The sequence below is a fragment of the Streptomyces melanosporofaciens genome (genome assembly GCF_900105695.1).
Classification (GTDB): domain Bacteria; phylum Actinomycetota; class Actinomycetes; order Streptomycetales; family Streptomycetaceae; genus Streptomyces; species Streptomyces antimycoticus.
Genome location: NZ_FNST01000002.1, coordinates 907,494 through 932,673, shown reverse-complemented (window position 1 = coordinate 932,673; position 25,180 = coordinate 907,494). Strand labels below are relative to the sequence as shown.

19 protein-coding genes are annotated in these 25,180 nt (G+C 70.8%); 14 read left to right on the top strand and 5 right to left on the bottom strand.

Features of this window, described 5'->3' with window-relative positions; all coding sequences use genetic code 11:
• The first annotated feature begins 86 nt into the window (after window positions 1-86).
• On the top strand, window positions 87-3,104 hold the full coding sequence (gene uvrA, locus BLV72_RS06765) for an excinuclease ABC subunit UvrA (RefSeq protein WP_093460924.1): 3,018 nt from the start codon (window positions 87-89) through the stop codon (window positions 3,102-3,104).
• An 87-nt stretch (window positions 3,105-3,191) separates the two neighbouring features.
• Here uvrA and BLV72_RS06760 read toward each other — a convergent pair whose 3' ends face one another.
• Together BLV72_RS06760 and BLV72_RS06755 are read right to left on the bottom strand one after the other, a co-directional pair.
• Entirely contained in the window at window positions 3,192-4,142 is a 951-nt protein-coding gene (locus BLV72_RS06760) for a carbohydrate kinase family protein (protein ID WP_093460923.1), read from the bottom strand.
• Complete coding sequence (locus BLV72_RS06755; protein ID WP_093460921.1) at window positions 4,139-5,209, bottom strand: LacI family DNA-binding transcriptional regulator; 1,071 nt, start codon at window positions 5,207-5,209, stop codon at window positions 4,139-4,141. Before BLV72_RS06755 ends, BLV72_RS06760 begins: the two co-directional genes overlap by 4 nt.
• A gap of 226 nt (window positions 5,210-5,435) precedes the next feature.
• Here BLV72_RS06755 and BLV72_RS06750 point away from each other — a divergent pair, with 226 nt between their 5' ends.
• From BLV72_RS06750 to pgi, 13 genes are all read left to right on the top strand, one after another.
• On the top strand, window positions 5,436-5,861 hold the full coding sequence (locus BLV72_RS06750; RefSeq protein ID WP_093460920.1) for a Rieske (2Fe-2S) protein: 426 nt from the start codon (window positions 5,436-5,438) through the stop codon (window positions 5,859-5,861).
• A 185-nt stretch (window positions 5,862-6,046) separates the two neighbouring features.
• The gene (gene uvrC / locus BLV72_RS06745) at window positions 6,047-8,227 is read left to right on the top strand and encodes an excinuclease ABC subunit UvrC (protein ID WP_093470214.1); all 2,181 of its coding nucleotides are present in this window, start codon (window positions 6,047-6,049) and stop codon (window positions 8,225-8,227) included.
• Entirely contained in the window at window positions 8,224-9,159 is a 936-nt protein-coding gene (gene rapZ / locus BLV72_RS06740; protein WP_059144931.1) for an RNase adapter RapZ, read from the top strand. The genes uvrC and rapZ overlap by 4 nt, the downstream gene beginning before the upstream one ends.
• Window positions 9,156-10,175, top strand: coding sequence for a gluconeogenesis factor YvcK family protein (locus BLV72_RS06735; RefSeq protein WP_059144930.1), 1,020 nt, complete (start codon window positions 9,156-9,158; stop codon window positions 10,173-10,175). Before rapZ ends, BLV72_RS06735 begins: the two co-directional genes overlap by 4 nt.
• On the top strand, window positions 10,166-11,155 hold the full coding sequence (gene whiA / locus BLV72_RS06730; protein ID WP_059144929.1) for a DNA-binding protein WhiA: 990 nt from the start codon (window positions 10,166-10,168) through the stop codon (window positions 11,153-11,155). Before BLV72_RS06735 ends, whiA begins: the two co-directional genes overlap by 10 nt.
• 264 nt (window positions 11,156-11,419) lie before the next feature.
• The gene (locus BLV72_RS06725) at window positions 11,420-14,386 is read left to right on the top strand and encodes a M14 family metallopeptidase (protein ID WP_093460918.1); all 2,967 of its coding nucleotides are present in this window, start codon (window positions 11,420-11,422) and stop codon (window positions 14,384-14,386) included.
• 175 nt (window positions 14,387-14,561) lie between these two features.
• Window positions 14,562-15,566 carry a type I glyceraldehyde-3-phosphate dehydrogenase gene (gene gap / locus BLV72_RS06720; RefSeq protein WP_059144928.1) on the top strand — a complete coding sequence of 335 codons (1,005 nt, stop codon included), beginning with the start codon at window positions 14,562-14,564 and terminating at the stop codon, window positions 15,564-15,566.
• An 82-nt stretch (window positions 15,567-15,648) separates the two neighbouring features.
• Complete coding sequence (locus BLV72_RS06715) at window positions 15,649-16,851, top strand: phosphoglycerate kinase (RefSeq protein ID WP_093460917.1); 1,203 nt, start codon at window positions 15,649-15,651, stop codon at window positions 16,849-16,851.
• A gap of 5 nt (window positions 16,852-16,856) precedes the next feature.
• Entirely contained in the window at window positions 16,857-17,633 is a 777-nt protein-coding gene (tpiA, locus tag BLV72_RS06710) for a triose-phosphate isomerase (protein ID WP_093460915.1), read from the top strand.
• 113 nt (window positions 17,634-17,746) lie between these two features.
• A complete protein-coding gene (secG, locus tag BLV72_RS06705) occupies window positions 17,747-17,974 on the top strand; it encodes a preprotein translocase subunit SecG (RefSeq protein ID WP_014059875.1) in 228 nt (75 codons plus the stop codon).
• 216 nt (window positions 17,975-18,190) lie between these two features.
• Window positions 18,191-18,526, top strand: a complete 336-nt coding sequence (locus tag BLV72_RS06700) for an RNA polymerase-binding protein RbpA (RefSeq protein ID WP_009718803.1) — start codon at window positions 18,191-18,193, stop codon at window positions 18,524-18,526.
• 159 nt (window positions 18,527-18,685) lie between these two features.
• The gene (locus tag BLV72_RS06695; RefSeq protein WP_093460914.1) at window positions 18,686-19,924 is read left to right on the top strand and encodes an MFS transporter; all 1,239 of its coding nucleotides are present in this window, start codon (window positions 18,686-18,688) and stop codon (window positions 19,922-19,924) included.
• Window positions 19,925-19,975: 51 nt separating this feature from the next.
• The gene (gene pgi, locus BLV72_RS06690; protein ID WP_093470213.1) at window positions 19,976-21,628 is read left to right on the top strand and encodes a glucose-6-phosphate isomerase; all 1,653 of its coding nucleotides are present in this window, start codon (window positions 19,976-19,978) and stop codon (window positions 21,626-21,628) included.
• A 97-nt stretch (window positions 21,629-21,725) separates the two neighbouring features.
• Here the strand turns inward: pgi and pgl are convergent, their stop codons facing one another.
• From pgl to zwf, 3 genes are read right to left on the bottom strand one after another with little or no spacing between them, the layout of a single operon-like run.
• Window positions 21,726-22,508 carry a 6-phosphogluconolactonase gene (gene pgl, locus BLV72_RS06685; RefSeq protein ID WP_093460912.1) on the bottom strand — a complete coding sequence of 261 codons (783 nt, stop codon included), beginning with the start codon at window positions 22,506-22,508 and terminating at the stop codon, window positions 21,726-21,728.
• Window positions 22,505-23,656, bottom strand: a complete 1,152-nt coding sequence (gene opcA / locus BLV72_RS06680) for a glucose-6-phosphate dehydrogenase assembly protein OpcA (protein WP_093460911.1) — start codon at window positions 23,654-23,656, stop codon at window positions 22,505-22,507. Before opcA ends, pgl begins: the two co-directional genes overlap by 4 nt.
• A complete protein-coding gene (gene zwf / locus BLV72_RS06675) occupies window positions 23,653-25,176 on the bottom strand; it encodes a glucose-6-phosphate dehydrogenase (protein ID WP_093460909.1) in 1,524 nt (507 codons plus the stop codon). The genes opcA and zwf overlap by 4 nt, the downstream gene beginning before the upstream one ends.
• Window positions 25,177-25,180 lie beyond the last annotated feature (4 nt).

Below are 25,180 nucleotides of genomic sequence, written 5' to 3'. Positions count from 1 at the left end.
CGCTCCGCCTCTGCTCCGTCCGGCAGGGCCGCCCCGGCGAGCGGGCTCGGCGCACCCCGTCTCTCTCAAGAAAGGTGCCGACCGGCGTGGCCGACCGTCTCATCGTTCGTGGCGCTCGCGAGCACAACCTCAAGAACGTCTCACTCGACCTTCCTCGCGACTCGCTCATCGTCTTCACCGGGCTGTCCGGGTCGGGCAAGTCGTCCCTCGCGTTCGACACGATCTTCGCCGAGGGGCAGCGCCGCTACGTCGAGTCGCTCTCCTCCTACGCCCGCCAGTTCCTGGGGCAGATGGACAAGCCCGATGTGGACTTCATCGAGGGTCTGTCCCCCGCGGTGTCGATCGACCAGAAGTCGACCTCGCGGAATCCGCGCTCGACGGTCGGCACCATCACCGAGGTCTATGACTACCTCCGGCTGCTGTTCGCCCGCATCGGCAAGCCGCACTGCCCCGAGTGCGGCCGTCCGATCGCCCGCCAGTCTCCGCAGGCGATCGTGGACCGGGTGCTGGAGCTTCCCGAGGGCAGCCGCTTCCAGGTGCTCTCCCCGCTGGTGCGCGAGCGCAAGGGGGAGTTCGTCGACCTCTTCTCCGATCTCCAGACCAAGGGCTACAGCCGCGCCCGGGTGGACGGCGCCACGATCCAGCTGTCCGACCCGCCGAAGCTGAAGAAGCAGGAGAAGCACACCATCGAGGTGGTCATCGACCGCCTCACCGTCAAGGACAGCGCCAAGCGCCGGCTGACCGACTCGGTGGAGACCGCGCTCGGCCTCTCCGGCGGCATGGTGATCCTCGACTTCGTCGACCTCGACGAGGACGACCCGCAGCGGGAGCGGATGTTCTCCGAGCATCTGTACTGCCCGTACGACGACCTGTCCTTCGAGGAGCTGGAGCCGCGCACCTTCTCCTTCAACTCGCCCTTCGGCGCCTGCCCGGACTGCACCGGCATCGGCACCCGGATGGAGGTCGACCCCGAGCTGATCATCCCGGACGAGGAGAAGTCGCTCGACGAGGGCGCCATCCACCCCTGGTCCCACGGCCACACCAAGGACTACTTCGGGCGGCTGGTCGGCGCGCTCGCCGATGCGCTCGGCTTCCGTACGGACATCCCCTGGGCCGGGCTGCCGCAGCGTGCCAAGAAGGCGCTGCTCAACGGCCACCGGACCCAGATCGAGGTCCGCTACCGCAATCGCTACGGCCGCCAGCGGGCGTACACCACGGCCTTCGAGGGCGCGGTGCCCTATGTGAAGCGGCGCCACTCGGAGGCGGAGAGCGACGCCAGCCGGGAGCGGTTCGAGGGCTATATGCGCGAGGTGCCCTGCCCCACCTGTGAGGGCACCCGCCTCAAGCCGATCGTTCTCGCGGTCACCGTGCAGGACAAGTCCATCGCGGATGTCTCGGCGATGTCGATCAGCGAATGCGCCGAGTTCCTGCGCGCCATGGAGCTGAGCCCGCGCGAGAAGACCATCGCCGAGCGCGTCCTCAAGGAGGTCAACGAGCGGCTGAGGTTCCTGGTCGACGTCGGCCTGGACTATCTCTCGCTCAACCGCGCCGCGGGCACCCTCTCCGGCGGCGAGGCCCAGCGCATCCGGCTGGCCACCCAGATCGGCTCCGGTCTGGTCGGTGTGCTCTACGTGCTGGACGAGCCGTCCATCGGCCTGCACCAGCGCGACAACCACCGGCTGATCGAGACGCTGGTGCGGCTGCGCGACCTCGGCAACACCCTGATCGTCGTGGAGCACGACGAGGACACCATCAAGACCTCGGACTGGGTGGTGGACATCGGCCCGGGCGCGGGCGAGCACGGCGGCAAGGTGGTGCACAGCGGACCGCTGAGCGAGCTGCTGGTCAACGAGGACTCGGTGACCGGCCACTATCTGTCCGGTAAGAGGGCCATCCCGCTGCCGTCGGCGCGCCGGGCCGTGGACCCCAAGCGGCATCTGACGGTCCACGGCGCCCGGGAGAACAACCTCCAGGACATCGACGTGTCCTTCCCGCTGGGGGTGCTCACCGCCGTCACCGGTGTCTCCGGATCGGGTAAGTCCACGCTGGTCAACGACATCCTCTACACCCATCTGGCCCGCGAGCTGAACGGCGCGCGGGCGGTTCCGGGGCGGCACACCCGGGTCGCCGGCGACGATCTCGTCGACAAGGTGGTCCATGTCGACCAGTCGCCCATCGGCCGCACCCCGCGGTCCAACCCGGCGACGTACACCGGCGTCTTCGACCATGTGCGCAAGCTGTTCGCGGAGACGATGGAGGCCAAGGTCCGCGGGTACCAGCCCGGGCGGTTCTCCTTCAACGTCAAGGGCGGCCGCTGCGAGAACTGCTCCGGTGACGGCACCATCAAGATCGAGATGAACTTCCTGCCGGATGTGTATGTGCCGTGCGAGGTCTGCCACGGCGCGCGCTACAACCGGGAAACCCTGGAGGTGCACTACAAGGGCAAGTCCATCGCCGAGGTGCTGGACATGCCCATCGAGGAGGCCCTGGACTTCTTCGAGGCGGTGCCCACCATCGCCCGCCATCTGCGCACGCTCAACGAGGTCGGGCTGGGCTATGTCCGGCTCGGGCAGCCCGCGCCGACCCTGTCCGGCGGTGAGGCCCAGCGCGTCAAGCTGGCGAGCGAGCTGCAGAAGCGCTCCACCGGCCGCACGGTGTACGTCCTGGACGAGCCGACCACCGGTCTGCACTTCGAGGACATCAGCAAGCTGATCAGCGTGCTCTCCGGTCTGGTCGACAAGGGCAACACCGTGATCGTCATCGAGCACAACCTCGATGTGATCAAGACGGCCGACTGGGTCGTGGACATGGGCCCCGAGGGCGGCAGCGGCGGCGGTCTGGTGATCGCCGAGGGCACCCCGGAGGAAGTGGCCTCGGTCCCGGCCAGCCACACCGGGAAGTTCCTGCGCGACATGCTGGGCGACTGGGTGAGCGACGCGACGGTGCCCGCCGCGCGCAATGGCGGCACGGCCGCCAAGAAGGCGCCCGTCAAGAAGGCCGCCGCCAAGAGCACGGCGGCCAAGAAGACCGCGGCGAAGAAGACCGTGGCCAAGAAGGCGGCGGCCAAGACCACGGCCGCCTCCAAGCGGACGGCCGCGAAGTAGCCCCGGCCCCGCGCCCGCGCTTGCCATACGCCACGCCGCGCCCGGATCGACCGGGCGCGGCGTGGCGTACGCATGCCCCGGAGGGGGTCAGGCCAGCTCGGAGGCGTAGGGCGGCTCCGCGCCCGCGCGGGAGCAGGTGATCGCGGCGGCGCGGGCGGCGAACCCCAGCACATCCCGCCAGGCCGCCTCGTCCAGCTTGGCCAGCGCGGGAGCCGACAGCGCCTGGTGGCCCGCCAGCCGGTGCAGCAGCGCGGCGTTCACGGTGTCGCCCGCCCCGATGGTGTCCACGATGTCCACCCGCTCGCCCGGCACCGAGAGCACCGAGCCGTCCTGGCGCCGTACGCTCAGCCCCTGGCCGCCATGGGTGAGCACCACGGCCGCCGGGCCCGCCGCCAGCCACTCGCCCACGGCCGTCTCGACATCCTCCGCGTCCTCCGAGTCGGCCAGCCACCGCGCGTCCTCTATGGACAGCTTCAGCAGGCCGACATGGGGCAGCCAGCCCTGGAAGCGGGCCCGGTAGGCGTCGGCGTCGGGGATCAGACCGGTGCGGATATTGGGGTCCAGCGTGGTGAAGACACCGCGCGCGGCCTCGCGCCGCAGCAGCTCCTCATACGCGCTCGCGCCCGGCTCCAGCACCAGCGAGCAGGTGCCCAGCGACAGCGCGCTCACCCCCTCGGGAAGGGACGGCGGCAGGGTGAAGAGCCGATCCGCGGTGCCCTGCACATAGAAGCCGTATCCGGCCGAGCCATCGGCCCCGATGGAGGCGACGGCGAGGGTCGTGGGCTCCTGGCCGCGCTGCACCAGCGCGGTGTCCACGCCGTCCTTCCGCAACCCCTCCAGCAGCGCCTCCCCGAAGCCGTCCGTGGAGACCCGCGAGCAGAACGCGGTGGGCGAGCCGAGCCGCCCCAGTGCCAGCGCGGTGTTGTAGGGGCCGCCGCCGCGCGCCGGACGCAGCGCGGGCAGCCGATCGCCCGCCGCGGCGCTCGACGTGCGCTCGGGCACGAGGTCGATCAGGGCTTCTCCGGCGACGACGATCACGAGACGGGGTCCTTTCCGGCGAGTCCGGGGGTTCCGGGGAGCGGGCGGTCGAGCGGTCGGTCGGGGGCTTCGGCCACACAGCCGCAGGAGGTGCGGTGGACGAAGGCGCAGGGCAGCCGGACGGTGCGCGGCGGCCGCCCCGGGTTCTCCAGCCGGTCGAGCAGCAGCCGGACGGCGGTGGCGCCGACCTCCCGGCTGGGCTGGGAGATCGCGGTGAGCCCGGGGGAGAAGACATCCGCCCAGGAGAAGTCGTCGAAGCAGACCAGCGCGAGATCGTCCGGCACGCTCCGGCCCGCCGTCCGCAGGGCGCGCAGCGCACCGATGGTCATCGCGTTGTTCGCGGTGACGATCGCGGTGGGCGGCTCGGGGGAGGTCAGCAGCCGGTGCACGGCGTCCTCCGCGCCCCGTGCCTCGGAGTGGCCCTCGGCCAGCAACCCGGGGCGGAACGGCAGCCCGTGCCGCTCCAGCCCGGCCCGGTAGCCCGCGATCCGCTCGGTGGTGGTGCTCAGCCCCGGCAGCCCCGCGACCAGTCCGATACGGGTGTGGCCGAGGCCGGCGAGGTGCTGGACCAGCTGTTCGACGGGGCGGGTGTTCTCGGCGCACACCTGATCATGGGCGTCGCCCGCCAGCCGGTCGAGGAAGACGGCGGGGACCTTACGGCGGGCCAGATACTCCAGCAGTCCGGCGGGCTCGGCCGACGGGGCGACGATCACGCCGTCCACCCGCCGCTCATGGAGCAGCCGGACGGCCTTGCGCTCATGCTCGGGATCGTCATGCGGATCGGCGATCAGCAGCCCGTACCCGTGCTCCAGGGCGCTGGACTCGACGCCCTGGAGGATCTCGGTGAAGTACGGATTGCTGATCGCCGAGACGGCCAGACCGATCGAGCGGGTGCGCGCGGTCACCAGGGAGCGCGCCAGCGTATTGGGGATGTACCCGAGGTCGTCGATGGCGTCCAGCACGGCCTTACGGGTGTCCGGACGGACCGGCCGGGTCTCGTTGAGCACATGCGAGACGGTGGCCACGGACACCCCGGCACGCCGGGCGACGTCGACCATGGTTGCCATCCGCTGCGGTCCTCCGCGTCGAGGGTCGTCGGGTTGTCGGGGCACCGGATTCCTGGGGCCACCGGATTCATCGGGGCCACCGGCCCCTGGGGGCACGTAACGTATCGCATCCGCAGTCCGACGTAAACGTTTGCGCAAGCGCTTACGTCCTTCCCGGGAGGCGGCGGCGAGCGGAGGGATCTGTGCCGGTATGGTCGGAGGGCCTTCACACCTCCAGGAGCCGTATATGTCCAGCCAGCCCGCCTCCCGCCGAACCGTGCTGTGCTGCGCCGCGCTGGCCGGAGCCGCCGGGTTCGGGGCGGCGGCCTGCTCCCCGGACGGTTCGGGCCAGAAGGCGTCCTCGACGCCCACCGCCCCCGTCGAGCTCGGCTCGGCCGGTGCCGTCCCGGTCGGCGGCGCCAAGATCTACCGCGAGCAGCGGGTGGTGGTCGCCCAGCCCGCCAAGGGCGAGTTCACGGCGTTCAGCGCGGTGTGCACCCACGCCGGATGCGTTGTCGACAGCGTCGAGGACGGCAAGATCAACTGCCCCTGCCACGGCAGCCAGTTCGACGCCCGGACCGGCAAGGTCCTCCAGGGGCCCGCGGAGAAGCCGCTGCCGTCGGTCCCGGTCACCGCCAAGAGCGGACGGCTCGTGGCGGGCCCCGACGCCTGAGCGGAGCGGGACGCCTGGACGGGTCCCGACGCCAGAGCGAAGCCGGACGCCCGGGCGGGCCCCGACGCCTGAACGGGCGCCCGGCGCGCGCCCGAGCGGCCGCGGAATCCCCAAATCCACTGGACCTCGGCCGACCACCTCCCAAGGGCCCGGATGTGTCACTCCCCGCAAGTAGGGTGGTGACCATGGCCGACCCGAGCAGCTACCGCCCCAAGCCGGGACAGATCCCCGAGTCGCCGGGGGTCTACAAGTTCCGTGATGAGCACGGCCGGGTGATCTACGTAGGAAAGGCGAAGAGCCTGCGCCCGCGGCTCTCGTCGTACTTCCAGGACCTGGCGAACCTCCACCCGCGCACCCGGACCATGGTCACCACGGCCGCCGCCGTGGAGTGGACCGTGGTCTCCACCGAGGTCGAGGCCCTGCAGCTCGAGTACTCCTGGATCAAGGAGTTCGACCCCCGGTTCAACGTCAAATACCGCGACGACAAGAGCTACCCCTCCCTCGCCGTGACCCTGAACGAGGAGTTCCCCCGGGTCCAGGTGATGCGCGGCGCCAAGAAGAAGGGCGTGCGTTACTTCGGCCCTTACGGCCACGCCTGGGCCATCCGCGAGACCGTCGACCTGATGCTGCGCGTGTTCCCCGTCCGGACCTGCTCCGCCGGGGTGTTCAAGCGCTCCGCCCAGATCGGCCGCCCCTGTCTGCTCGGCTATATCGGCAAATGCTCGGCCCCCTGTGTCGGCCGTGTCACCGCCGAGGAGCACCGCGAACTCGCCGAGGAGTTCTGCGACTTCATGGCCGGCCGCACCGGCACCTATCTGCGCCGCCTGGAGCAGCGGATGCACGAGGCCGCCGAGGACATGGAGTACGAGAAGGCGGCCCGGCTCCGCGACGACATAGGGGCGCTCAAGCGCGCCATGGAGAAGAACGCGGTGGTTCTCGCCGACGCCACCGACGCCGATCTGATAGCGGTCGCCGAGGACGAGCTGGAGGCCGCCGTCCAGATCTTCCATGTGCGCGGCGGCCGGGTGCGCGGGCAGCGCGGCTGGGTGACCGACAAGGTCGAGGCCGTCGACACCGCCGGGCTGGTCGAGCACGCCCTGCAGCAGCTCTACGGGGAGGAGCGCGGCGACGCCGTCCCCAAGGAGGTCCTGGTGCCCGCCGTGCCGGACCCGGCCGAGCCGGTCACCCAGTGGCTCACCGAGCGCCGGGGCTCCCTGGTCGATCTGCGCATCCCGCAGCGCGGCGACAAGAAGGACCTGATGCAGACCGTCCAGCGCAACGCCCAGCAGGCGCTCGCGCTGCACAAGACCAAGCGCGCCTCCGACCTCACCACGCGCTCCCGGGCGCTGGAGGAGATCGCCGAGGCCCTGGGGCTGGACACCGCCCCGCTGCGGGTCGAGTGCTTCGACATCTCCCATCTGCAGGGAGATGACGTGGTGGCCTCCATGGTCGTTTTCGAGGACGGGCTCCCCCGTAAGAGTGAGTACCGCCGCTTCCAGATCAAGAGCTTCGCCGGGCAGGACGATGTCCGCTCCATGCATGAGGTCGTCAGCCGCCGCTTCCGGCGCTATCTGCTGGAGAAGCAGAAGACGGGGGAGTGGGAGGAGCAGGGCACCGGGGCCGGTGGGGGTCCGGAGGCCACCGTGACTCCGGGAGTCGCCGGGGCCCAGGAGCCCGCCGGGGCCACCGAGGACACAGGGACCACCGGCATCACCGCACCCGCCGGGCACGGGCTCGGCGGTCCCGCCGGGCAGGCCCTCGACAGCCCCTCCGACAGCCCCTCCGAGGGGCCCTCCGGCCCGATCGACGAGGAGGGCAGGCCGAAGCGGTTCGCCTACCCGCCCCAGCTCGTCGTGGTCGACGGTGGAAAGCCCCAGGTGGCCGCCGCTCAGCGGGCCCTGGACGAGCTCGGCGTCGACGATGTCGCCGTCTGCGGCCTCGCCAAGCGGCTCGAGGAGGTGTGGCTGCCGGACGAGGAGGACCCGGTGGTGCTGCCCCGCAGCAGCGAGGGGCTCTACCTCCTCCAGCGGGTCCGCGACGAGGCCCACCGCTTCGCCATCACCTACCAGCGCAGCAAGCGCGCCAAGTCGATGAAGGCCGGGCCGCTGGACACCGTTCCGGGTCTCGGTGACAGCCGTAAGCAGGCCCTGCTGAAGCACTTCGGCTCGGTCAAGCGGCTGCGCGCCGCCACGGTCGAGCAGATCTGCGAGGTGCCGGGCGTCGGCCGTAAGACGGCCGAGACGGTCGCCGCGGCGCTCGCCGGGTCCGCCCCGGCCGCGCCCGCCGTGAACACCGCCACAGGAGAGATCATTGAGGACGAGGCAGCCGGTGCGGCGTCCTCGTCGAACGGGGGGACCAGACCATGACCGAGCACGAGAACCATGGAGACGGAGCGCAGGTGAATACGGGCACGTCGGGCGAGCCCGCCGAGGCGGCGGCCATCCCCGAGCTGGTGATCATCTCTGGAATGTCGGGCGCGGGCCGCAGCACCGCCGCCAAATGTCTGGAGGACCTCGGCTGGTTCGTCGTGGACAACCTGCCGCCCGCGCTGATCCCCACCATGGTCGACCTGGGCGCCCGCTCCCAGGGCAATGTGGCCCGGATCGCCGTGGTGGTGGACGTCCGCGGCCGCCGCTTCTTCGACAACCTCCGCGAGTCCCTCGCCGACCTCGCCGCCAAGAGCGTCAAGCGGCGCGTGCTGTTCCTGGAGGCGTCCGACGAGGCCCTGGTGCGCCGCTTCGAGTCCGTGCGCCGCCCGCACCCGCTCCAGGGCGACGGCCGGATCGTGGACGGCATCGCCGCCGAGCGCGATCTGCTGCGCGAGCTGCGCGGCGACGCCGACCTGGTGATCGACACCTCCAGCCTCAACGTGCATGAGCTGCGTGCCAAGATGGACGCCCAGTTCGCGGGCGAGGAGGAGCCCGAGCTGCGGGCCACCGTGATGTCGTTCGGCTACAAGTACGGGTTGCCGGTCGACGCCGATCTGGTGGTGGACTGCCGCTTCCTGCCCAATCCGCACTGGGTCCCCGAGCTGCGCCCCTTCACCGGGCTCAACGAGGAGGTCTCCAGCTATGTCTTCAACCAGCCCGGCGCCAAGGAGTTCCTCGACCGCTACGCGGAGCTGCTCCAGCTCATCGCCGCGGGCTACCGCCGCGAGGGCAAGCGCTATGTGACCATCGCCATCGGCTGCACCGGCGGCAAGCACCGCAGTGTGGCGATGTCCGAGCGGCTCGCCCCGCGGCTGGCCGCCGAGGGAGTGGAGACCGTCATCGTCCACCGGGACATGGGGCGCGAGTGACCATTCGTACCAAGCGGCTGCGACGGCTGGTCGGAACACGGACCAGCCGGAGCGCGCAGCCCAAGGTCGTCGCACTCGGCGGCGGCATGGGCCTGTCCGCGTCGCTCGCCGCACTGCGCCGGATCACCGGCGACCTCACCGCCGTCGTCACCGTGGCCGACGACGGAGGCTCCAGCGGACGGCTCCGCGACGAGCTGGGCGTGCTGCCGCCAGGCGATCTGCGCAAGGCCCTGGCCGCGCTGTGCGGCGACGACGACTGGGGCCAGACCTGGGCGCGGGTCATCCAGCACCGCTTCATCAGCGAGGGCGAGCTGCACGGCCACGCGGTCGGCAATGTGCTGATCGTCGCCCTGTGGGAGCAGCTGGGCGACCATGTGAAGGCGCTCGACCTGGTCGGCAAGCTGCTGGGCGCCCATGGCCGGGTGCTGCCCATGTCGGCCGTCCCCCTGGAGCTCCAGGCGTATGTCCGGGGCCATGACCCGGCGCGCCCGGACGAGGTCTCCACCGTCGCCGGGCAGGCCACCGTGGCGCTGACCCGCGGCGAGGTGCAGTCGGTCCATCTGGTGCCGCACGATCCGCCGGCCGTCCCCGAGGCGGTCGAGGCGGTCATGGACGCCGACTGGGTGGTGCTGGGGCCCGGCTCCTGGTTCTCCTCCGTGATCCCGCATCTGCTGGTCCCCGATCTGCTCCAGGCCCTCACCGAGACCAAGGCCCGGCGGGTGCTCTCACTGAACCTCGCCCCTCAGCCGGGAGAAACCGATGGCTTCTCCCCGCAGCGTCATTTGGAGGTTTTGGCCCGACACGCCCCTAAACTCGCCTTCGACGTGGTGCTGGCCGATGAGGCCGCCGTCCCCGACCAGAGCAGTCTGTGCGACGCGGCCAAGCGGCTGGGCGGCACGGTCGAGCTGGCGCCGGTGGCCGCGACCGACGGTGCCCCGAAGCACGACCCGGAGCTTCTGGCGGCCGCGTACGACCGTATTTTTCGGATGCATGGAAGGATCGGCCCATGGCGATGACGGCAGCGGTGAAGGACGAAATCTCCCGGCTCCCCGTCACCCGGACCTGCTGCCGGAAAGCGGAGGTCTCGGCGATCCTGCGGTTCGCGGGCGGGCTGCACCTGGTGAGCGGGCGCATCGTGATCGAGGCGGAGCTGGACACCGGGATCGCGGCCCGCAGGGTGCGCAAGGACATCCTGGAGATCTTCGGCCACTCCTCGGACCTGGTGGTGATGGCCCCCGGCGGGCTGCGCCGCGGCAGCAGGTACGTGGTGCGGGTGGTGGCGGGCGGTGACCAGCTGGCACGGCAGACCGGCCTGGTCGACGGCCGCGGCCGGCCGATCCGCGGACTGCCGCCGCAGGTCGTCTCCGGCGCCACCTGCGACGCCGAGGCCGCCTGGCGCGGGGCCTTCCTCGCCCATGGCTCGCTCACCGAGCCCGGCCGCTCGTCCTCCTTGGAGGTGACCTGCCCCGGCCCGGAGGCCGCGCTCGCGCTGGTCGGCGCCGCCCGCCGGCTGCAGATCGCCGCCAAGGCGCGCGAGGTGCGCGGGGTGGACCGGGTGGTCGTCCGGGACGGTGACGCCATCGGCGCGCTGTTGACGCGGCTGGGGGCACATGAGTCGGTCCTCGCCTGGGAGGAGCGGCGGATGCGGCGCGAGGTGCGGGCGACCGCCAACCGCCTCGCCAACTTCGACGACGCCAATCTGCGCCGCTCTGCCCGCGCCGCCGTCGCCGCCGGGGCCCGGGTGCAGCGCGCCCTGGAGATCCTGGCCGACGAGGTGCCCGAGCACCTCGCCGCGGCCGGCCGGCTGCGCATGGAGCACAAGCAGGCGTCCCTGGAGGAGCTGGGCGCCCTCGCCGACCCGCCGCTGACCAAGGACGCCGTCGCGGGCCGTATCCGCCGGCTGCTGGCCATGGCCGACAAGCGCGCCCAGGACCTGGGCATCCCCGGCACCGAGTCCAGCCTCACCGAGGAGATGGCCGAGGGCATGGTCGGCTGACCGCCCCGAGAGCGACCTCCGCGAGAGCGGCTGCCCCCAAGAGCGACCGCCCGCAGAACGAGCGCCCCAAGAGCGGCCTCCCCCTGAGCGGCACCGAAGCCGCACCCCGCGCCCCCGGATCACAACGAGCGATCCGGGGGCGTCTGCGTCCCCAGGGTGGTGTTCGCACCGGTTCCGCGCGCCGCTGTTGACATGACCATGTGTCCTGACAAGTCTGGTGCGCCTGCGCACCCGCGGGTCTTCACACGACAGCCAGGGGGGCTGATGAAGCTCAGACGCACGGTGAGATCGAGCGGCGCGGTGGTGGCACTGGCCGCGTTGCTCCTGGGGGGACTGGCCGCGACACCCGCGGCCCCCGCACAACGGCCGGCGAACCCCGCCGGCGACGGGCTGTCCGTATGGACCGCCCAGGTCACCAAGGGTCAGATTCCGCTGCTGCTGCGCGCCGGAGCGGACGGCACCGAACTGGGGCGGCAGGTGCCCGAGAAGGGCACCGGCCCGGTCGAGCTCTACCTCACCGGGAAGCAGGCCGCCGCACTGCGCGGCAAGGGCGTGCGGCTCACCGAGAAGAAGATCTCCGCCTGGACCGGCAACCGCCTGAAGGCCGCGGGCGACGGCGTCTTCCGCCCCTACAGCGGCGAGGGCGGGCTCCAGCAGGAGATCGTCGAGACCGGCCGGGCCCACCCCGGCCTCACCAAGGTCGTCAGCATCGGCAAGACCGGCCGCGGCAAGGACATCCTCGCCCTCAAGCTGAGCAAGGGCGCCGGGAAGACCCGCGACGGCAGCAAGCCGTCGGTGCTGTACATGTCCAATCAGCACGCCCGTGAGTGGATCACGCCGGAGATGACCCGCCGGCTGATGCACTACTACCTCGACAACTACGGCAAGGACGACCGCGTCACCCGGATCGTGGACCGTACCGAACTGTGGTTCGTCCTGTCCGCCAACCCGGACGGCTACGACTACACGCATCAGAGCCCGGACAACCGCCAGTGGCGCAAGAACCTGCGCGACAACAACGGCGACGGCAAGATCACCGCGGGCGACGGCGTCGACCTCAACCGCAACTTCGCCTACAAGTGGGGCTACGACAACGAGGGTTCGTCCGCCGATCCGGCCGACGAGACCTACCGCGGCCCCGCCCCGGGCTCCGAGCCGGAGACCAAGGCGCTGGACGCCTTCGAGAAGCGCGTCGGCTTCACCTACGGCATCAACTACCACTCGGCCGCCGAACTGCTGCTCTACGGCGTCGGCTGGCAGGTCGCCACCCCGACCCCCGACGACGTCCTCTACAAGTCCCTGGCCGGCACCCCGGAGCACTCCGCGATCCCCGGCTACCACCCGCAGGTCTCCTCCGAGCTGTACACCACCAACGGCGAGGCCGACGGCCATGCGGCGAACGTCAACGGGATGATGATGTTCACCCCGGAGATGTCGACATGTCAGACCGCCTCCGGCGTCGACCCGAACGACGCCTGGCAGCCGCGTGACTGCGCGTCCGTCTTCACCTTCCCCGACGACGAGAAACTGATCGCGCAGGAGTTCACCAAGAACATCCCCTTCGCGCTCTCCGTCGCCGAGACCGCCGAACACCCCGACCGGCCGGCCTCGTCCGTCGGCCTGACCGCGCCCGACTTCACCCCGGACACCTTCACCACGTCCTACGCCCGCGGCGGCGACCAGGCCGTCGCCGTCACCGTCCGCAAGAGTGTTCGCGACAAGAAGCTCAACTACCGCGTGGACGGCGGCCGCACCCGCACCGCCTCGCTGAAGGCGTGGAAGGGCGGCGAGACCTACGGCGGCGAGGACAACGTCCTCTTCGACCAGTACCGCGCCGCCGTCAAGGGCGCGGACCCCGGGCAGCAGGTCAAGGTCTGGTTCACCGGCCGTACGAAGAGCGGCAAGCGGACCGTCGGCGAGCCGTTCACCTACACCGTGGCCAAGCGGCCCCGCGCCGACACGCTGGTGATCGCCGAGGAGGGCGGCAGCTCCCCGGCCCGGCACACCGCCGCGTACACCGGGGCGCTGGCCGACAACGGCCGTAAGGCCGCCGTCTGGGACGTGGCCGCCCAGGGGGCGCCGTCCGCGCTCGGAGTGCTGAGCCACTTCAAGACCGTGCTCTGGTACACCGGCGCCGAACGGCCCGGCGGTCCGACCCTGCTCGCGGTGCGCGACTTCCTCAACGAGGGCGGCAAGCTGATCACCACCGGTGAACGGGCGGGCGGCAGCTCCGAGGTGGGACCGGCGGACACCGACGACTTCAGCCAGTACTACCTGGGCGCCGACAGCCGGCTCACCCTGAAGTCGCCCACCGCCTTCCAGGGCGCCGGCGCGCTCGCGGGCACCGGCGCGAACCTCGGCGACGCCCCCGGCAACCCCCTGGACGCCGCGGGCGCCTACACGGTCACCTCCGATGTGCTGCCGCCGAAGGACTTCCCCCAGTTCCACAGCGCGGGCGCGGGGGAGTACCCGGGCACGCGCACCCCGTACCAGCCCTATGAGGGTGACTGGATGGCGGCCGCGGGCCACCGTGACAACTCCTGGATGCGGCTGTCCCGTACGGTCGACCTGACCGGTGTGGCCGCCGCCGACAAACCGGCCCTGGGCTTCCAACTCAGCTATGACACCGAGCCCGGCTACGACCATGTGGTCATCGAGGCGCACACCGCGGGCCAGGACGACTGGACCACCCTCCCCGACGCGAACGGCGGTTCCTCCACCGAGGTGCCCACCGAGTGCGAGGCGGGCTTCCTGCTCAATCTGCACCCGTTCCTGAAGCACTACCTGACCCCCGGCGACGACGGCTGCAGCGCGCAGGGCAGCACCGGAGCCTGGAACAGCCTGACCGGCTCCTCCGAGGGGTGGCGGCCGGTCTCCGTGGACCTGAGCGGCTACGCGGGCAAGAAGGTCGAGCTGGCCCTCTCGTACGTCACCGACCCGGGCACCGGCGGCCGGGGCGCCTTCGTGGACGGCACCGAGTTCACCGTCGGCGGCACCGCCAAGGACTCCGAGGGCTTCGAGACCGCGCTCGGCCCCTGGACGGTCTCGGGGGCGCCGGAGGGCAGCCCGGCGAACTCGGGGGACTGGTCCCGCTCCCGGGAGCTCTTCCACACCGTCGCGGGCGTCACCACCCGGGACACCGTGCTGCTGGGCTTCGGCCTGGAGCATGTCCCGGACGCCGCCCAGAGGGCCCGGCTGGTGGCCGACGCGCTACGTGCGCTGCGTCGTTGACAGCGCGTGACAAATCGTGACTGAATCGGCGGTCCGTACCACTTTCCGGTGGTCATGGGCCGCCGATGCCAATGTCACGTACGTCCCGTGATAGCGGTAGGGTCGGAGGCGGTCGGGGACATCCCATATACGTTCGCCGGCGTCCAGACCGGCACACCAACGAGGAGATCGGTTCGTGACGATCCGCGTAGGCATCAACGGCTTTGGCCGCATCGGTCGCAACTACTTCCGCGCGCTCCTTGAGCAGGGCGCGGACATCGAGATCGTCGGTGTCAACGACCTGACCGATAACGCCACCCTGGTGCACCTGCTGAAGTACGACACCATCCTCGGCCGGCTGAAGCACGAGGTCAGCCACACTGAGGACACCATCACGGTGGGCAACCAGACCTTCAAGACGATGGCCGAGCGCGACCCGGCGGCCCTTCCGTGGGGCGAGCTCGGCGCCGACATCGTGGTGGAGTCCACCGGCATCTTCACCAAGCGCGAGGACGCCGCCAAGCACCTCGCAGCCGGCGCCAAGAAGGTCCTGATCTCCGCGCCCGCCAAGGACGAGGACATCACGATCGTGATGGGCGTCAACAACGACAAGTACGACCCGGCGAACCAGCACGTCATCTCCAACGCCTCCTGCACCACCAACTGTGTGGCGCCGATGGCCAAGGTCCTCGACGAGAACTTCGGCATCGTCAAGGGCATGATGACGACGGTCCACGCGTACACCAACGACCAGCGCATCCTGGACTTCCCGCACAAGGACCTGCGTCGCGCCCGCGCGGCGGCGGAGAACATCATTCCGACCTCCACCGGTGCCGCCAAGGCCACCGCGCTGGTCCTGCCGCAGCTCAAGGGCAAGCTGGACGGCATCGCGATGCGCGTCCCGGTCCCGACCGGCTCGGTCACCGACCTCGTCCTGGAGCTCGACCGCGAGGTCACCAAGGACGAGATCAACACCGCCTTCCAGAAGGCCGCCGAGGGTCAGCTCAAGGGCATCCTGGAGTACACCGAGGACCCGATCGTCTCCTCGGACATCGTCAACTGGCCCGCGTCCTGCACCTTCGACTCCTCCCTGACCATGGTCCAGGGCAAGCAGGTCAAGGTCGTCGGCTGGTACGACAACGAGTGGGGCTACTCCAACCGCCTCGTCGACCTGACCGTCTTCGTCGGCGAGCGGCTCTGACCGCCGTCCCGATGAGCTAGGAATGGGGCCCGCTACGACGGCGTCGTAGCGGGCCCCGATCCATGATCAAGGAGTCATCCCTGTGAAGACGATTGACGATCTTCAGGTCGCCGGGCAGCGGGTCTTCGTCCGCGTCGATCTGAATGTCCCGCTCGACGGCGAGACGATCACCGACGACGGCCGGATCCGCGCCGCCGTCCCGACGATCAACAAGCTCCTGGACCGGGGCGCCAAGGTGATCGTCGCCTCGCACCTGGGCCGCCCCAAGGGCGCCCCGGACCCCCAGTACTCGCTCGCCCCGGTCGCCCGGCGGCTCGGCGAACTCCTCGGCAAGCAGGTCGCCTTCGCGACCGACACCGTGGACGAGAGCGCTCAGGCGACCGTGGCGGCGCTCGGCGACGGCGAGGTCGCGCTGCTGGAGAACCTGCGCTTCAACGCCGGTGAGACCAGTAAGGACGACGCCGAGCGCGGCGCCTTCGCCGACCGGCTCGCCGCCCTCGCCGACCTCTATGTGGGCGACGGCTTCGGCGCGGTCCACCGTAAGCACGCCTCCGTGTACGACCTCCCGGCCCGGCTGCCGCACGCCGCGGGCGAGCTGATCGCCGCCGAGCTCTCGGTGCTGAAGAAGCTCACCGAGGACGTCAAGCGGCCCTATGCGGTCGTCCTCGGCGGTGCCAAGGTCTCCGACAAGCTCGGCGTCATCGACCACCTGCTGGAGAAGGCCGACCGCATCCTGATCGGCGGCGGCATGGCCTACACCTTCCTCAAGGCCCAGGGCCATGAGGTCGGCGGCTCGCTGCTGCAGGAGGACCAGGTCCCGGCGGTCCAGGACTATCTGCGCCGGGCCAAGGAGCGCGGTGTGGAGTTCGTGCTCCCCGTCGATGTCACGGCCGCGTCCCAATTCCCGGACCTGAAGACCAAGGCCCCCGCGAACCCGCAGGTCATCGCCGCGGACGCGATTCCGGCCGATCTTCAGGGGCTGGACATCGGCCCGGAGACCCGCAAGCTGTACGCCTCGAAGCTGGCCGACGCGGCCACCGTCTTCTGGAACGGCCCGATGGGCGTCTTCGAGCACCCCGACTTCGCCGAGGGCACCCGGGCCGTGGCCCAGGCGCTCCTGGACAGCCCGGCCTTCACCATGGTCGGCGGCGGCGACTCCGCCGCGGCCGTGCGCATCCTGGGCTTCGACGAGAACGCTTTCGGCCACATCTCGACCGGCGGTGGAGCAAGCCTCGAATACCTCGAGGGCAAGACGCTCCCCGGCCTCGCCGCACTGGAGGACTGAACACTGTGAGTGACCGTACGCCGCTGATGGCGGGCAACTGGAAGATGAACCTCAACCACCTCGAGGCCATCGCCCACGTCCAGAAGCTCGCCTTCGCACTCGCCGACAAGGACTACGAGGCCGTGGAGGTCGCGGTGCTGCCGCCCTTCACCGATCTGCGGTCGGTGCAGACCCTGGTCGATGGCGACAAGTTGAAGATCAAGTACGGCGCCCAGGACATCTCCGCGCAGGACTCCGGTGCCTACACCGGCGAGATCTCCGGCCCGATGCTGTCCAAGCTCAAGTGCGCCTTCGCCGTCGTCGGGCACTCGGAGCGGCGCCAGTACCACGGCGAGTCCGACGAGCTGTGCAACGCCAAGGTCAAGGCGGCCTTCCGTCATGACCTCACGCCGATCCTGTGCGTCGGCGAGGGCCTCGAGGTCCGCAAGGCGGGCAACCAGGTCGCCCACACCCTCGCGCAGGTGGACGGCGGTCTCAAGGACATCCCCGCCGAGCAGGCCGAGACCATCGTGATCGCCTATGAGCCGGTCTGGGCGATCGGCACCGGTGAGGTCGCGACCCCCGAGGACGCCCAGGAGGTCTGCGGGGCCATCCGCGGCCGGCTGGCCGAGCTCTACGGCCAGGAGGTCGCCGACAAGGTCCGGATCCAGTACGGCGGCTCGGTGAAGTCCGGGAACGTCGCCGCGATCATGGCCCAGCCGGATGTGGACGGTGCCCTGATCGGCGGTGCGGCGCTGGACGCGGACGAATTCGTCAAGATCGTTCGTTTCCGCGACCAGTGAGTAGGCCCTAGCGCGCGCGTCGTCGTACCCTGTCGGGGGTCGAGGCGGTGGGAATCGCACCGTCCGGCCCCCGACGTCCGTACAAGCCCGAGAAGGTTGGTCCAGCTGTGATCATGGGGTTTTCGATCGCCCTCATCATCTTCAGCCTGCTGCTGATGATGTTGGTGCTCATGCACAAGGGGAAGGGCGGCGGCCTGTCCGACATGTTCGGTGGCGGCATGCAGTCCTCGGTGGGCGGCTCCTCGGTCGCCGAGCGCAACCTGGACCGCATCACCGTGGTGGTCGGGCTGTTGTGGTTCGTCTGCATCGTCGTGCTCGGGCTGCTGATGAAGCTCGACTGAGGCTCCGGCGGGGCCCGCTCAGGGCCCGGCCGACGCCCGATAACTGACGTACCGTCGTCAGCGGGGCCCATATGCGGCCTATGATGGCATGGCGTCCTCGGGGACGGGTGTAACTCCTCTCACTGGACGCGCGTTGGGCCTTACGTAGACTGGGGCGCCGGGCGGCGAAGCTGCCAATCGAGGCTTCGCGGCACCATCACGCAGGGAGTTACGACCGTGGCAAGTGGCAACGCGATCCGTGGAAGCCGGGTCGGAGCGGGGCCGATGGGAGAGGCCGAGCGAGGCGAATCGGCACCGCGCCTGCGCATCTCCTTCTGGTGCTCGAACGGACATGAGACCGTGCCGAGCTTCGCCAGCGATGCGCAGATCCCTGACACGTGGGACTGCCCCCGCTGCGGCTTCCCGGCCGGCAAGGACCGGGACAACCCGCCGGACCCGCCGCGCACCGAGCCGTACAAGACGCATCTGGCGTACGTACGGGAGCGGCGCAGCGACGCCGACGGCGAGGCGATCCTCGCCGAGGCACTCGCCAAGCTCCGGGGCGAGATCTAGACACAGCACGCGGTACGACGGCCCGGCCGGGCACCTCCTGTGAGGGGTGCGCGGCCGGGCCGTTGTCAGTGGTGCGGGCTACGGTCATGGGGTGCTCAATCGCCGGGGGGAGCCGTCGGAGCCGTCCCGCCGGGCGGGGCGGATGCGAAGGGGGATGCCATGGCCGCGGTGGACGCCGGTGAGCTGGGCGCCGGAAAGCCGGCGGTGCCCGCCTGGCGCGGGGGGTTCGGGCGACTGTGGGCGGCCGCGGTCGTCTCCCGGTTCGGGGACGCCCTGCGGGGTGCGGCGCTGCCGCTGCTGGCCGTCTCGCTGACCGATTCGCCGGTGCTGGTCTCGCTCGTGACCGCCTGCGGCTTTCTGCCCTGGCTGCTGTTCGGGCTGATCGGCGGGGCGATCGCGGACCGGGTGGAACAGCGGCGGGCGATGTGGGCGGTGGACGGCGCCCGGGCCGTCCTGATGGCGGGGTTCGCCGTCGCGGTCTGGCTGGACCAGGCCACCATCGGGTTGCTGCTCGCCCTCGCCTTCGCCCTGACCACGCTGCAGACCCTGTTCGACAACGCCGCCACGGCGCTGCTGCCCTCGGTGGTCGGGCAGGAGGCGCTGAGCAGGGCCAACGCCCGGCTGATGACCGGGCAGGAGGTCATGGGCCGGTTCGTGGGCGCCCCGCTGGTGCCGGTGCTGCTGGGTCTCGGCGCCGCGATGCCGTTCGCGGCGGACGCGGTCACCTATCTCGCCGCCGCCGTGCTGGTCGCCTCGCTGGGGGTGACGCCCCCTCAGCGGGCCCCGCGCCTGCCGGGCGGATCGCTGCGGCGCGATATCGCCGAGGGCCTTTCCGTCCTGTGGCGGGACCGGACGCTGCGGGCGCTGTGCGCCTCCACCACACTGTGCAATATCGGCATCGGCGCGCTCATCGCCACCCTGGTGCTGCACATCACCGGCTGGCTGGGCGCGGGGAACACCGGCTATGCGGCCGTCATCACCGTGTACGGGATCGGGAGTGTGATCGGGGGGCTGGTGGCCGCCCGGCTCACCGAGAAGCTGGGGCGTGCCCGGGCCCTGGTGGTGTGCGGCACCGCGCAGATCGGCGCCCTGGTCGTCCTCGGGGCGATACGGAGCCTGCCGGTCGCGGTCGCCGCCATGGGCCTCTTCGGCTTCGCGGGGATCGTCTGGAACGTGACCGAGGTGACGATGATGCAGCAGAGCAGCCCCGACGGGGCGCTGGGGCGGGTGAGTTCAGCCTTCCGCACCCTGTCGATCGCGGGCGCCCCGCTCGGCGCGCTGCTGGGCGGGGTGATGGCCGAGGCGTGGGGGCTCAACACCCCCGCGCTGGGGGCCGCGGCGCTCTTCGTCTGCGGGGTGGCGGCCCTCGTTCCGGGAATGCGGCCCGTCATCAATTAGGTTGGTGGCCACGGGGGCCAGGCACCGACGAGAAGTGGGCTGATGTCCGAGATGACCATGGAAGGCCGCACCAGGCTGGACCAGCTGCCGGAGTGGCATGCGCTGGCCGCACACCGCAAGGATCTGGGCGATGCGCATCTGCGCGACCTGTTCGAGGGCGACCCGGAGCGCGGGCGCCGCCTCACCCTTCAGGTCGGCGATCTCCACGTCGACTACTCCAAGCACCTGGTGACCGACGAGACTCTGCGGCTGCTGCGCGAGCTGGCGCGGGCCACCAAGGTGGCCGAGCTGCGGGACGCCATGTTCCGCGGCCAGCGGATCAATACCACCGAGGATCGCGCGGTACTGCATATCGCGCTGCGCGCACCGCGCTCCGCGGAGATCAAGCTGGGCGGCGAGGACGTCGTCGGCGAAGTGCACGCCGTGCTCGCCAAGATGGCCGTCTTCGCCGACCGCGTCAGGTCCGGCGACTGGACCGGCCACACCGGCAAGCGGATCAAGAACGTCGTCAACGTCGGCATCGGCGGCTCCGATCTGGGCCCGAAGATGGCGTACGAGGCGCTGCGCGCCTATTCCGACCGCTCGATGACATTCCGGTTCGTCTCCAACGTGGACGGCGCGGATATGCATGAGGCGGTGCGCGACCTGGACCCGGCCGAGACGCTGTTCATCGTCGCCTCCAAGACCTTCACCACCATCGAGACCATCACCAATGCCCTCTCCGCCCGCGACTGGCTGCTGACCGGGCTGCGGGCCGGTGAGGAGGCCGTCGCCAAGCACTTCGTGGCGGTGTCGACCAATGCCGAGAAGGTCGCCGAGTTCGGCATCGACACCGACAACATGTTCGGCTTCTGGGACTGGGTCGGCGGGCGCTATTCCTATGACTCGGCCATCGGCCTTTCCCTGATGGTCGCCATCGGCCCGGACTGCTTCCGCGAGATGCTGGCCGGCTTCCATCTGGTCGACGAGCACTTCGCCACCGCCCCGCCGGAGGAGAACGTCCCCCTGCTGATGGGCCTATTGGGCATCTGGTACGACAATTTCCATGACGCCCAGGCGCATGCCGTCCTGCCGTACAGCCACTATCTGTCGAAGTTCACCGATTATCTGCAGCAGCTGGACATGGAGTCCAACGGCAAGTCCGTGGACCGGGACGGCAACCGCGTCGGCTGGCAGACCGGCCCCATCGTCTGGGGCACCCCCGGCACCAATGGCCAGCACGCCTACTACCAGCTGCTCCACCAGGGCACCAAGCTGGTCCCGGCCGATCTGATCGGCTTCGCCCGGCCGATGAAGGGCATGCCGCCCGGGCTGGAGTCCCACCACGACCTGCTGATGGCCAACCTCTTCGCCCAGGGCCAGGCGCTGGCCTTCGGCAAGACCTCCGAGGAGGTCGCCGCCGAGGGAGTGGCCGAGGAGCTGGTGCCGCACAAGACCTTCGCGGGCAACCGCCCCACCACCACCATCCTCGCCTCCGAGCTGACCCCGTCGGTGCTGGGCCAGCTGGTCGCCCTCTATGAGCACAAGGTCTTCGTCCAGGGCGCCGTCTGGAACATCGACTCCTTCGACCAGTGGGGAGTGGAGCTGGGCAAGGTGCTCGCCAAGCGCGTCGAGCCCGCCCTGACCGAGGGCGCCGAGGTGCCGGGTCTGGACACCTCCACCGAGCATCTGGTCGCCACCTACCGCTCGCTGCGCGGCCGCTGAGGCCCCGAGGCACGGAAGAGCACGGACAGCAGGGAAAACGCGACGATCCCCCGGGCACCAGAGGCGCGCGGGGGATCGTGTGCGATACGAGCAGGGATTACGGTGACGCCGGGGGATACAGCTCGCGCGGCAGCCCCGCCGCCGCGGCCCGGTCCAGCAGCCACAGCGTACGGCCGCGGCCGTACGCACCCGCCGCCGGAGCCTGCAGCTCCCCGGCACCCGACAGGGCTATCGTGACCGCCCTCGCCTTGTCCTCACCGGCCGCCAGCAGCCACACCTCCCGTGCCGCGCGAATCGCGGGCAGGGTCAGCGAGGTCCGTACGGGCGGCGGTTTGGGCGCGCCACGCACCCCGACCACCATCCGCTCGGTCTCCCGGACGGCGGGCAGCTCGGGGAAGAGCGAGGCCACATGGGTGTCCGGGCCGACGCCCAGCAGCAGCACGTCGAACGACGGCACCGCGCCGTGGTTCTCCGGCCGCGCGGCCCGGGCCAGCTCGGCGGCGTACGCCTCGGCAGCCGCATCCACGTCGCCGCCGTTCGCCCCGTCGGACGCGGGCATCGGGTGCACCCGCGCCGGGTCCAGGTCCACCGTGTCCAGCAGCGCCTCGCGGGCCTGGGTGACATTGCGGTCGGAGTGGCCCTCCGGCAGGAATCGCTCATCGCCCCACCACAGGTCCAGCCGCGACCAGTCGATCGCGTCGCGCGCCGGGGAGGCGGCGAGCGCGGCCAGCAGGCCGTTGCCGTTGCGCCCGCCGGTCAGGACGACCGAGGCGGAGCCACGGGCGGCCTGGGCGTCCACGATCTTCGTGATCAGCCGGGCCGCCGCGGCCTGGGCCATCAGCTCCTTGTCGCGGTGGACGACCACCTGGGGTGCCGTCACTTGTCCGCCTTCCCGTCCGCCTTCCGCTCCTGGGCCTTCGCCGGGGGGTGAGGCTTGGGAGCCGGCGGCTGTGCCGGTGCCTGCGGCGGGTTCTTCGGCGAGCCGGGGGCGTGCTCCGGCGGCCCCTCCGGGTCCCGGGTCGGCAGCGGCGGCCGGTCCGGCCCCGGCGCCACCTGAGTCGCCGGGGCGGTCTTGGCGTCCCGCTCCAGCGTGCCCACGCCGCCCTTGCCCAGCTTGTTCACGCCGAACTTCACCGACGACGCGTAGATCTCGTCGGGGTCCAGCCGGCGCAGCTCCTCGGCGATCAGCTCCGAGACCTCACGCCGCTGCAGCGCCACATGCCGGTCGGGCTGGCCCGGCATCGCCAGCTCGGCCAGCGAGCCGTTCGCCCGGTCCAGGCAGATCACGCCGTCGGCCGTCTCCAGCCGCACCGCGGTGAGCCCGGGGCCCTCCGAGACCTGCCGGTTCACCGGCACCCCCAGCCGCTCGGCGAGCCACAGCGCGAGCAGCTCGCTGCTCGGGTTGTACGCCTCGCCCTCGACGATCGCGGAGGTGATCGGGGAGTGCCGCTGGTCCAGCGCGGCGGCCAGGACGCTGCGCCACGGGGTGATCCGGGTCCAGGCCAGATCGGTGTCGCCCGGAGTGTAGGTCGCGGCCCGCAGCCCGAGGGCCGCGACCGGGTCCTCGGTGGCCTGGGCGTCGGTGATCCGGCGCTGGGCCAGCTGTCCGAGCAGGTCCTCGCTGGGGTGCTCCGGGGCGTCCTCCGGCCACCACACCACCACCGGGGCGTCCGGCAGCAGCAGGGGCAGGACCACCGAGTAGGCGTGGTTGGCGAGTTCGCCGTGCAGCCGCAGCAGCACCGTCTCGCCGGTACCGGTCTCGCCGCCGACCCGCACCTCGGCGTCCATCCGGGCCATCTTGCGGTCGCGCGGCGACCGGCCCGGACGCTTGATGACGACCAGGATGCGCGAGGGGTGTTCCTTGGACGCCTCGCTCGCCGCCCGCAGCGCGTCGTAGTGATTGCCCTCGTCGGTGACGATGACGAGGGTCAGCACCATGCCCACGGCCGGCGTGCCGGTGGACCGGCGCGCCTGGATCAGAGCGGAGTTGATCCGGCTGGACGTGGTGTCCGTGAGATCGATGTTCATGGCCGCCGCCAGCTCCGTCCGTCTCGTGCGAGCATCTCGTCCGCGGCTTTCGGCCCCCAGGTCCCGGACGTGTACTGCTCGGGCTTGCCGTGCTTCTCCCAGTACTCCTCGATCGGGTCGAGGATCCGCCAGGACTGCTCGACCTCCTCATGGCGGGGGAAGAGGTTCGCCTCGCCCAGCAGGACATCGAGCAGCAGCCGCTCGTACGCCTCGGGGCTGGACTCGGTGAAGGACTCGCCGTACTGGAAGTCCATCGTCACGTCCCGGATCTCCATGGAGGTGCCGGGCACCTTGGAGCCGAACCGGATGGTGACGCCCTCGTCCGGCTGCACCCGGATGACCAGGGCGTTCTGCCCGAGCTCCTGGGTGTCGGTGGCGTCGAAGGGGGAGTGCGGGGCGCGCTGGAAGACCACCGCGATCTCGGTGACCCGCCGCCCCAGCCGCTTGCCGGCGCGCAAGTAGAAGGGGACACCCGCCCAGCGGCGGTTGTCGATCTCCAGCTTGATCGCGGCGTAGGTGTCGGTCTTCGAGTGGGGGTCGATGCCCTCCTCCTCGAGATAGCCGTGCACCTCCTGGCCGCCCTGCCAGCCGGGGGCGTACTGCCCGCGGACCGTGTGCTTGCCCAGCTCCTTGGGCAGCTTGACCGCCCGCAGCGCCTTGAGCTTCTCGGTGACCAGGGAGGAGGCCTCGAAGGAGGCGGGCTCCTCCATGGCGGTCAGCGCGAGGAGCTGCAGCAGGTGGTTCTGGATGACGTCACGGGCCGCGCCGATGCCGTCGTAGTAGCCCGCGCGCCCGCCGATGCCGATGTCCTCGGCCATGGTGATCTGCACATGGTCGACGTACGACCGGTTCCAGATCGGCTCGAACATCGTGTTGGCGAAGCGCAGCGCCATGATGTTCTGGACCGTTTCCTTGCCCAGGTAGTGGTCGATCCGGAAGACATCACCGGGCCGGAAGACCTCGTGGACGACCTGGTTGAGCTCCTGGGCGCTCTTCAGGTCGTGGCCGAAGGGCTTCTCGATGACCGCGCGCCGCCAGGAGTCGCCCTGGCCCTGCGACAGCCCGTGCTTCTTGAGCTGCTGGACGACGGTGGGGAAGAACTTCGGCGGGACCGACAGATAGAAGGCGAAGTTTCCGCCCGTGCCGCGCGCCTTGTCGAGCTCCTCTATGGTCGCCCGCAGGGTCGTGAACGCCTCGTCGTCGGAGAACGCGCCGGGTACGAAGCGGAACCCCTCGGCCAGCTGCTGCCAGACCTCCTCGCGGAACGGGGTCCGCGCGTACTCCTTGACCGCGTCGTGCACGACCTGGGAGAAGTCCTCGTCCTCCCAGTCGCGGCGGGCGAAGCCGACCAGCGAGAAGCCCGGCGGCAGCAGCCCGCGGTTGGCCAGGTCGTAGATGGCGGGCATCAGCTTCTTACGGGACAGATCGCCCGTGACGCCGAAGATCACGAGGCCGGACGGCCCCGCGATGCGCGGGAGCCGTCGGTCTCGTGGGTCACGCAGCGGATTGCTGCTGGTCACGGTT

Excerpts from the sequence above, each read along its gene's own strand:
- uvrC (WP_093470214.1), top strand. The coding sequence starts at position 6,047 with ATGGCCGACCCGAGCAGCTACCGCCCCAAGCCGGGACAGATCCCCGAG.
- rapZ (WP_059144931.1), top strand. The coding sequence starts at position 8,224 with ATGACCGAGCACGAGAACCATGGAGACGGAGCGCAGGTGAATACGGGC.
- opcA (WP_093460911.1), bottom strand. The coding sequence starts at position 23,656 with ATGAACATCGATCTCACGGACACCACGTCCAGCCGGATCAACTCCGCT.
- BLV72_RS06755 (WP_093460921.1), bottom strand. The coding sequence starts at position 5,209 with ATGGCAACCATGGTCGACGTCGCCCGGCGTGCCGGGGTGTCCGTGGCC.
- secG (WP_014059875.1), top strand. The coding sequence starts at position 17,747 with ATGGGGTTTTCGATCGCCCTCATCATCTTCAGCCTGCTGCTGATGATG.
- whiA (WP_059144929.1), top strand. The coding sequence starts at position 10,166 with ATGGCGATGACGGCAGCGGTGAAGGACGAAATCTCCCGGCTCCCCGTC.
- BLV72_RS06725 (WP_093460918.1), top strand. The coding sequence starts at position 11,420 with ATGAAGCTCAGACGCACGGTGAGATCGAGCGGCGCGGTGGTGGCACTG.
- BLV72_RS06695 (WP_093460914.1), top strand. The coding sequence starts at position 18,686 with ATGGCCGCGGTGGACGCCGGTGAGCTGGGCGCCGGAAAGCCGGCGGTG.
- pgi (WP_093470213.1), top strand. The coding sequence starts at position 19,976 with ATGACCATGGAAGGCCGCACCAGGCTGGACCAGCTGCCGGAGTGGCAT.
- BLV72_RS06750 (WP_093460920.1), top strand. The coding sequence starts at position 5,436 with ATGTCCAGCCAGCCCGCCTCCCGCCGAACCGTGCTGTGCTGCGCCGCG.